This window comes from Marinobacter azerbaijanicus (genome assembly GCF_030250645.1).
Classification (GTDB): Bacteria; Pseudomonadota; Gammaproteobacteria; order Pseudomonadales; family Oleiphilaceae; genus Marinobacter; species Marinobacter azerbaijanicus.
The window spans coordinates 1-8,844 of sequence record NZ_JASSVS010000032.1; the positions used below are offsets into that span (position 1 = coordinate 1).

Annotated in this window: 6 protein-coding genes and 1 pseudogene; 2 read left to right on the forward strand and 5 right to left on the reverse strand. The window is 51.1% G+C overall.

All coding sequences use genetic code 11. The annotated features are described in order from the left end of the window. The first annotated feature begins 935 nt into the window (after positions 1-935). The gene (locus QPM17_RS22960; RefSeq protein ID WP_285394078.1) at positions 936-1,319 is read left to right on the forward strand and encodes a GreA/GreB family elongation factor; all 384 of its coding nucleotides are present in this window, start codon (positions 936-938) and stop codon (positions 1,317-1,319) included. 417 nt (positions 1,320-1,736) lie between these two features. Here the strand turns inward: QPM17_RS22960 and QPM17_RS22965 are convergent, their stop codons facing one another. Next, the gene (locus QPM17_RS22965; protein WP_285394083.1) at positions 1,737-2,750 is read right to left on the reverse strand and encodes a bile acid:sodium symporter family protein; all 1,014 of its coding nucleotides are present in this window, start codon (positions 2,748-2,750) and stop codon (positions 1,737-1,739) included. Positions 2,751-2,850: 100 nt separating this feature from the next. Here QPM17_RS22965 and QPM17_RS22970 point away from each other — a divergent pair. Next, a pseudogene (locus QPM17_RS22970) lies at positions 2,851-3,608 on the forward strand (AraC family ligand binding domain-containing protein). Between the two features lie 209 nt (positions 3,609-3,817). On the opposite strand, the gene QPM17_RS22975 reads toward QPM17_RS22970, so the two are convergent. The 4 genes from QPM17_RS22975 to QPM17_RS22990 form a co-directional block, all read right to left on the reverse strand. Further along, complete coding sequence (locus QPM17_RS22975) at positions 3,818-4,567, reverse strand: class I SAM-dependent methyltransferase (protein ID WP_285394079.1); 750 nt, start codon at positions 4,565-4,567, stop codon at positions 3,818-3,820. 196 nt (positions 4,568-4,763) lie between these two features. Continuing rightward, complete coding sequence (locus tag QPM17_RS22980; protein WP_285394080.1) at positions 4,764-5,345, reverse strand: SH3 domain-containing protein; 582 nt, start codon at positions 5,343-5,345, stop codon at positions 4,764-4,766. 549 nt (positions 5,346-5,894) lie between these two features. After that, entirely contained in the window at positions 5,895-7,940 is a 2,046-nt protein-coding gene (locus tag QPM17_RS22985) for a P-loop ATPase, Sll1717 family (RefSeq protein WP_285394081.1), read from the reverse strand. Positions 7,941-8,447: 507 nt separating this feature from the next. After that, entirely contained in the window at positions 8,448-8,633 is a 186-nt protein-coding gene (locus QPM17_RS22990; RefSeq protein ID WP_285394082.1) for a hypothetical protein, read from the reverse strand. Positions 8,634-8,844: the final 211 nt, after the last annotated feature.

Genomic DNA, 8,844 nt, shown 5'->3' on the forward strand with positions numbered 1-8,844 from the left:
GTTCGTGGGTGGCTCGGCGATGCCGGCGCGGGTGCGATTGTTCATGGACTTCCTGCTAGAGAATCACCGCATGTGAACAGGCGATAGCTCCGATGGTGAGTGATGGCTTTCGGCCATAAGCGGACCATTCCGTCGGAATCACCACTGTGTTGGGTAGGTGCGTCCCCTCGTAAACAAACCTTGGTTTTCTTTACATGGTGGCCCACGCATGAGGGCTTTGCCAAGGTCAGACGCCAAGGCGCTGAGGAGAGCCCTCTACATGAACGAGCCGGAAATGTTAAGTGCCTTAATCTTGAATTTCCGGCTTTGGTGGAGCACCCGATGTGCCTCTTTCTCGCTTTTGTAAGAAAGAGCGACAAGCAGTATCGGCAATTCCTTACATGTGCGGATCACATAGGTTACTTGTTAAACCGTAGGGTTGGCGTACGATGAGGCTTCCTGGAGCAAGGAAAGCTCAAGCATGGAAGATCGGGCACAGGGATGGCTCACGTACCAAGGAGGCGCAGGCAGGACGCCTGCGGAGGAAGCAAGGAACGCAGTGCTGAGAGGGCCCGGCTTCGCTGAAGTCGGGCCTTCTTTATTGAGCTGCAGGCAAGAAAAACCGGCACGGATGCTTATGAGCAGAAAGCAGTGACGGCTGGCTGACCCGCACCATCGCGCCCGCCTCGATGACGCTCGGGCCAGGGTTACGAGAACCTCCACGATCATCATGCCCTGCGCCGCGATATCGCCCAGCAGGCCAGTCGCCAGTATGTGGTGAGAGGAACGCCATGCACACCTACTCCGATCCCCATTGGAGCACAATATCACCGTCGCAAGGAGTGAATTTGTAGTCCACTTGCTTTTTATTTTTTCTGGGGTATGGTCTTGTATACCTTGAAGTTCAACAGCATAGAAACTGCTTAATCCCGCTAATATTTTTGTGAGGCATGCAATTGGCTCGCAGACATTATATCCTGGAAAAAACAGGATGCATTGACTACCTCTTCACCAATGGAATACGCCATCCCTTCTTCTTCCGTGGGCGACCCATCGACTATGCCAGCGTCATCAGCCGCATGGAGGATCTGGCGACCGGCACCGAAACCGATCTGCCACGGGCGGCCATCAACTGCACGATCAGATATCTAGATCTCTCTTCGGGAAAGCTCCAGGCCATCACCCTCACTAAACCAGCTGAAGCCAACCCTTCGGCGGGGCTGGTTTCCATCTTTTCTCCACTGGGGTCTGCCCTGCTTTCATCTGCCGAGAAGGAGGTAGTAGGCGTCCGGATTCTCGGAATGGAGCGCAAGCTTCGCGTGCTCGATGTGCGCCGCTGATACGTTCTTCTATTGCCGCGCATGCTGGATAATCCAGCCTTGAAGCTTACCGGCAAAGGCGGCATTTTGCCGATACCTGTACAGAAGGAGTGATCACATGAGTAAGGAAAAGCCCAAGAAGGCTCCCCAGAAGACGCTCAAGGAGAAGCGCAAGGAAAAGAAACAGAAAAAGAATCTCGACTGGGACGTATAACCCTCATCAGTATGGCCGCCTCTAGGCGGCCATATTTGCTTTGTGCGCCAGGCATGGCGCGCAGCGCCTGACTGGCGCTGTTCCCGAAGGTGGTGCCTGGGAGTTACACGGAATGAAAGTCCCCTGCACACCCGACAAGGGGAAGTGCTATCCCGGACATTAAAGGCAGCTGAAAATCGGTTATGATTCAACGATGATTTTTCTTTTAAGCCAAACCGCCAAGCCTACCGCGCAATTTCTATCCCGCCTGGGCGATCACGGGAAGCATCAGCAACAGCCTCACGATAGCGCCGGGCCAACACAGCACACGCCATCAGCTGAATCTGATGGAAAACCAGCAGCGGAAGCAACATCGGTCCCAATGCAGCTCCAGGGAACAGGACTTGGGCCATTGGCACGCCCGTAGCCATGCTTTTCTTGGAGGCACAGAACACGATGGTCACTTCGTCCTCGCGGGAGAAGCGCAGCAGCCGAGCCAGTCTAGCAGTCAGCCACAGCACCATTGCAAGCAGCGCGCAGCAGACAAGCGTCAGCGTCAGTAATTCACTCAGTGATATGTTGCCCCACAAGCCGGCAACGACTGAAGCACTAAAGGCGGTGTAAACCACCAGCAGGATGGACCCTTGATCCACCCAAGTGAGCCAGTGCCGGTTGCTTGCCACCCAGGTTCCGATCAGCGGACGTGCCAGATGGCCTGCCAGAAACGGCAGCAGTAACTGAAGACTTATCTTGCCCACGGCATCAATAAAGGCAAAATTGTCTCTCGCACCTTGAGTATCCAAGTTCCACATCAGGAGCAATGGGGTGAGAAAAATCCCAATTAAGCTGGAAGAAGAGGCACTGCAGATTGCCGCAGGGATATTACCGCGAGCGAGCGACGTGAAAGCGATGGCAGATTGCACGGTACCAGGCAGAACGCACAGATAGAGCATCCCCAGGGTTAGCGATTCACCCAGCATTGGCGTCAGTAGAGGACGCAGTATCACACCGATCAGCGGAAAGACGCCAAAGGTAAACACAAAGATCAGCAGATGAAGCCGCCAGTGGGTTGCCCCGGCAATGATTGCCTGCCGGGAAAGCTTCGCGCCATGAAGAAAAAACAGCAGGGCGATAGCCGCCATGGTAAGGAGCTCAAAACCGCTGGCAGCGGCGCCTCGGGCGGGCAACAGACTGGCGACTAGGACCACTGCGGTCAGGAACAGGGTAAAGGCGTCCAGATTCGCCTTGAGAACTCTCAGCACGACATCGCTCCTGAGTGGAAAGGTTTTCTACCAAATATTATCCTGGCTCCTTCAGGGGATTTTTCGGCAATCGGAAGTGAAACATCGCGAAACGGACATGCTTGAGTCGCTGAGTGCCCTAACGCGGCTGCCAAGACCTCTGTATGGCAGCGAGCTCTCGCTTCCCAACCACGCAATCGGACAGCCTCACTGCCATCCCTGGGCTCAGCTCTCCCATGCCCTTCGCGGTACTTTGCGGATCGAGACCGAGCGCGGGCATTTCCTGGCTCCTCCAGGTCAGGCGGCCTGGGTGCCTGCGGGTGTGCGCCATGCGGTGTACTGTTCTCCGGGCACCGTTATCCGCAGCCTTTACGTGGTGCCTGAGGTGCTGCCGACTCGAGGGAAGAAGAGCTGCGTTCTTCCATAGACGCGCTGCTACGAGAGTTGATCCAGGCCTTTAGCCTTCTACCCGAGCACTATGACGTGGCAGGGGCGGATGGGCGATTGGCAGCGGTGCTAATCGATCGGCTAGCAGAAGCCGAAGAAGCAGGCATCATGCTGCCTTGGCCAGAAGATCCCCGGCTTCAAGCGCTTTGCCGTCATCTCCAGGCGCACCCCGATGATCGCACTGGGCTGGAGGCACATGCTGAGCACTTCGACGTTTCGGGGCGCACGCTTAGCCGCTGGTTTCTCGCTCAGACGGGGCTGAGCTTTCGGCAATGGCGAAAGCGTTGTCGTGTCATGGCGGCATTGCCTCTTCTGGAGCGCGGCGAGCGGGTCACCGATGCCGCTCTGGCTTGTGGCTACGACAGTCCATCTGCCTTTATCGCTGCCTTTCATGAGCAGCTTGGCGCACCACCCGGAGCTTTTTTGTAGAGACGAACGGACTGATGCCCTGACTGTGCGGAAGAGCAGGAAATCGGCGAGCACCACCATAGAAACTTAATGGGAGTTTTCTTCACATAGAAATCTTTACGCGATTTCTTTACGCGAAATCGCCTCTCCAGGGCTCCTAGAGGAGCGGTCAGCATGCGTAAAGAAAACGACCATATGGTGCACAGCGGCTATCGGCCAAAAGCAGACGCTCATGCCTCCGGCCGACGACCAACTATGACTGGTTGGTGCGCAAGATTATCAATTCGTCGAACTCCGTCGAAGCCGATATCGGTAAAGATAGACATCACTTGGTCGACGCTAATGGCATAGTAGGTCGAAACGCCTGATGTCACCTGTGCATCGCATCCGCGGTCGGCCTCGCGGATGAAATACATGGCAACCCGATAGGAATCGCCATACCAGTCTCGCGTTTGGTAAACGAAGTACCGATGGCCGCCATGTTCTCGGAAACCATATGGCCACATCTGAGGTGATTTTCGGTCCTCGTTGGGATGATAGTCACGTATGCCGATCACAGCGATACCCCCAGGACGGAGGCATTGATAGAAACCTTGAAGTGCTCTTGATACTTCCTCTACTCCTTGTAGGTGCGGAATGGAATTATCCATACTGATCACGATGTCGAATTGGTTCGAATGGATCGCGCTGCATTCCCTCATATCGGCTATGGAAAAGTCGATTTCAAGACCTCTCTGTCGTGCTTCTCGCCGCGCCCTTTCTACCGCACTAGGGGAGAGATCGGATCCCGTGACGTTGTAACCCATGGCTGCTAATCCGAGTGATTGTGTACCGATACCGCAAGAGACGTCTAGCAATGAGAGAGGCACCGTACCGATCATATCCCGAAACAACGAATTCAAGGCCATCGCTTGTTTTTGAATGGCTGCTTCCCAGTCCTCATAGACGAGATGATAGAGTTCAGAGATTTCATCGTACATTGTACTATCTCCTTGCGCTGCCCATCGGCCCAATGGCTGAATGGAGTCTTTAACTTCGCATCAACTTCATCAGCATAGCCTGAAGTTCAGCATCCGGCCAGAAGCAGACGTTCAGTGTGCACTGACATAATGGTATCAACTGCAAGTAAAACAGGATAAACGAAAGTGGCCGGGATGCGCCGAACTCGCCTAATAACTACCTGAACTTCGTGGTGTACCTTCGAGCAACCCAACCCTCAATCCGATCACCCTCAATGTCGACTTCTATAAGTAGCCATGCCCGCTCGGAGGAATCCAACACCACTATAAGTTTTCCCAGCGGCAGGTTCGTCATGATTTCCGCTTTCATACTCGGCCCAGCTCTAAGCCGCAGTCCGTCACCCGTCACTACACGGCACCCTGCGAATATCTCCCTCTCCAGTTCATTGCTACACCGGGCAAGCTTCTTGGCACCATGAGGCGAAGTAACACCTTCGCTGACGGCTGCTCTTTCACTGAATCGTTCCAGCGCCATCGCTGCCGCGATGTTTATCAGGAACGGCATAACGATCCAATAAAAAAGCCAAGCTAGAGCGCTGCGCCCGCTTTCGGAGAGAGAGGAGAAATCAAGGCCGCCTTGGCCTAGGCGGTTCAGCTCCTCCTCTACGGCTGCAAGCTCCTCTGGTACTTCCTCTTGTCCAGTCTGCTGTCGGTACTCGGCATGTTGAACGATAGCCACAGCTTGGCGTATGAGTTCAGGATCGAAGGGCGTCCCTGTAAGACGCGGCAGTGCGCCCATAAGGGAGGAAAATTCCAACCCACTTAACACCCGCGTGACAGGAGACTCTTGAAGGCCACGCGCCATCTGAACAGCAGGCGAGTCTTGAAACTCCCGAGCCATGCGCATCAACGGGGACGCTTGAAGGCCACGCCCCATCTGAACAGCAGGCGAGTCTTGAAACTCCCGAGCCATGCGCATCAACGGGGACGCTTGAAGGCCACGCGCCATCTGAACAGCAGGCGAGTCTTGAAACTCCTGAGCCATGCGAGTGGCTGGACTATCCAAAGCCCCACCAAGTCCATTCGGGACATCAAGCTGGCCATCTCGATCAAAGCGATTGCTAATGCCCCCCTCCCTCTTTGTCAATTTTCACTTGAGTACCAATACTAATAAGCGTGCCAGAATTATGACTCGGCACGGCCGCTTAGTAACGTTATAAGACCATCCAAACTAAATGACATTGGATATAATCGCTTATTCCGGCCATAGGCAACCGTCAGTATAGGAAAGTGGCGAGTGCTGTTCAAGCAAATAATCAACCTACAACCTAAGAATGCGTACCAGCATTCAGGATATCTTCCGGATGAAATAATCATGTTTATCATGTATATGGCTTTCTTTGAACGCTCCTTTAATGGATTGCCGCAAAAAAACCTCCATATCTTTTTGCGTTAGAACCATAATAAGTCCGGCTTGATTTCTATTTGCAACATTTGAAACATGCCTCATGTAAGAATCTTTTACCTCATCACCTCTAAAAACAATGATACCGAACCGACCAAATGTGTCATTCAAGTAGTATTGGACCTGATGAAAATCGTCAGCCTTCAATTCTAAGTAATTCTTACACTCCCATACAACTTGAGTAGCACCATATTTATTTCTAACCATCTCCCAGAACCCACCGGTAGCCCTGTTGGAGGCAACCCAGTCTCGAACTGTAGTGTTGTCAGCCGTCCGCTCAGATGCGTGGACATTGGTTAGCGATCTGAAAAAGCAAAGTTTAATGATGTCCCCCACTATTCCCTCAAATTCCTTTGCACCATCCCTCCCAACAGGAAGATTTCTTAACTTACTTAGGACATCTTCTAAGGTCATTTTGTAATCATCAAGCTGGAAGCTTTCAGGAATCTCTTCCAATATGCCCTCATTTTTCAATATCGTCTCGTCTTTTAAATCTGAAATCAGAACAGATCTTAAATTCAATGCTTCTTGATAAGCGGGATGAACTTCAAAAATAGTGTTATTGTCAAATGCTGGCTTTGCATTTGAGTCTTTGCCAGATTCTTTATATTGAGTATAGTCTTTTCTTTTGATCCCAAGAAAACCTATTCCGTACAAGACCTCTATGAATCGATACGGCGTTGTATGGTCGAACAGCCAGTCCTTGCAGTGTTTAGATATGGATTCATTTATCAAAATTTTCTGTATAAAATCCTCAATAGCATTAACTGTAAACTGATTTCCCAGTCCGTAAAAATACTCTAAGACCAAGCTGATATTTGGATAGTTTTCAGCAAACTCATCCCCTAGATCCTTTAATCGGCTAGTGCTATATCTTATTGAAGCATCATCTAGATCTTGGTGGTTTATTTTCGGATTCCCAGCATTAACAGCATTGTTTATAGCATAACTGCAAAGCATCAATACATCTCTTGGGCGGTGTTGACAAAGCTTCATTACCCTTGAAGAACTTGATTCCTGACCATCCTCTTCAAAAAAATAGCTCCAAGCCTCTCCTCCAAGCTTTGGTTTTGTATTAAATGGCCTTATCAACCTTCTCTCAACTAATTCAATAAGCTTTTTCTCTGACCACTCTAGGAACACTGACGAAGTTTCTAACCTTGAGAACTCGTTATCTAATGATCTAATTCGGTCATAGATATTCTCTCTAATGAATATGTAAGGCCTTATAAAGTCAGTTGAGGCTCTTAGCCTAACCGCAGCATGCATTAGTGCCATGAGGCAAATTATTGCCGACTCAGAGCCGTCCCAAGATTCATCTAATCTATCAATCAAAATAATGTAATCGTAAGCGCCATTAGTAGCAACAGAACTGGCCTCTTCAATGATTTCTTTACTTCTTTTAATTTGACGCAGCCACAACTTGTCATTTTCTTTTGAATATGCTTCAAATATTTCTTCAGTTAAATTTAGTACACGTGAGTCAAAGTCGCAATCTTCTATTAAACCTCTTTCTCGTCTAATGTGATCATAAGATTTGTTGAATCTGAAGATACCATTTTCAGACCATGTTTTTATTATCTCATCAACAAGTGCTCGCTCCATTGCGTGCATCAATGATTTAAAGGGCCTCTGACGGGTATCAAAAAACTCTTCATGTTCAAGGGGCAGCGTAAGAAGGTCAAAAATCTGAGGAATTATATGAATACATCGTGGAAACTTTCTTTGAACTTCAAAAGTTATCGCAGTTTTTCCTGCGCCGCGCCTCCCTATATAAAAACAGCTTTGTCCATCAGGGTCTAGGGAGCTCAATGTAGACGGCGTGGCAACAAAGAGCTCAGGGTCCGTCCTAATAATGTCGTATTCTGCAAATGCTTGCCCGATCTTTACCCTCTTGAGTGCATCTTTTGGTAGCTGTATTCTTCCCATTTACCCTGCACCGTCCTTATAAAAATATAACTTAAACCTATCGGCAAGAATTCTCAAAATAAATATTACTCATATCTAAGCTTTTGACTTATTTTGTGAACTGCACGCATCAGCATGGCCGCTTTGGGTCGATACCGGCCAGCGTGGAAGGTAGCAGCGCTCGCGAAGTTTGATAATGCCGGAGGTAACGGCAGGCATCGTTCGCTGGGAATCACCTGCACTCGACGGTCATGCGGCTGAAGCGTCGTATGAATCTCGGTGGCTTCCCTATCCATGTGGCTGTCCCTGTGCGTCCGGATGAGTCGTTATGTGTCTTTGCGTTTCAGACTAGCACCGAAGCAGGAGTTGTCCCATGACGGGAATCAACGCAGCCCTACGAAAGGTGAAGCACTACGCTCCTGGAAAGCTTACCTCCTCCACCCTCACCCTAAAGAACGGAAAGTACGCCTCCGTGCCGAAGTGATTGCCCGCCTCGCCCTTAGTGGGCAAGGTGAAATCTTTGAAATTTTAGAAGTCATCGAGATAGCCGCCAAAAGGCTGGAGCCGCCACTGCTTCTCGGGATTGGCGTCGCTCCAGCGCTGGAACTGCACCCAGCGCGGCCTGCCATTCTCGGCCACAGCGATCTCTATCGCTTGCTCCAGGTGCTGTGGGTGTATGCGGCCCGAGGTGGTGGCCATGCGTGACGTTCCCACTCTCCCCTGTCTGCTGGCGCCCTTGCTACCGAATCATTCCTTCGCGTTTCCCGCCTATCGACTTGTTCGAGCGTGTAGCGACACCTGACGACTGGGACCTGCTCCAGGAGCTAGAGGGAGAGACTTCGGCTCGTCTGCGAGAGCAGGCGGGGCGATTCACCTGGTACGCGATAAAGACCGCCGATACGGCCCCGGGTGGACGCCGGTGATG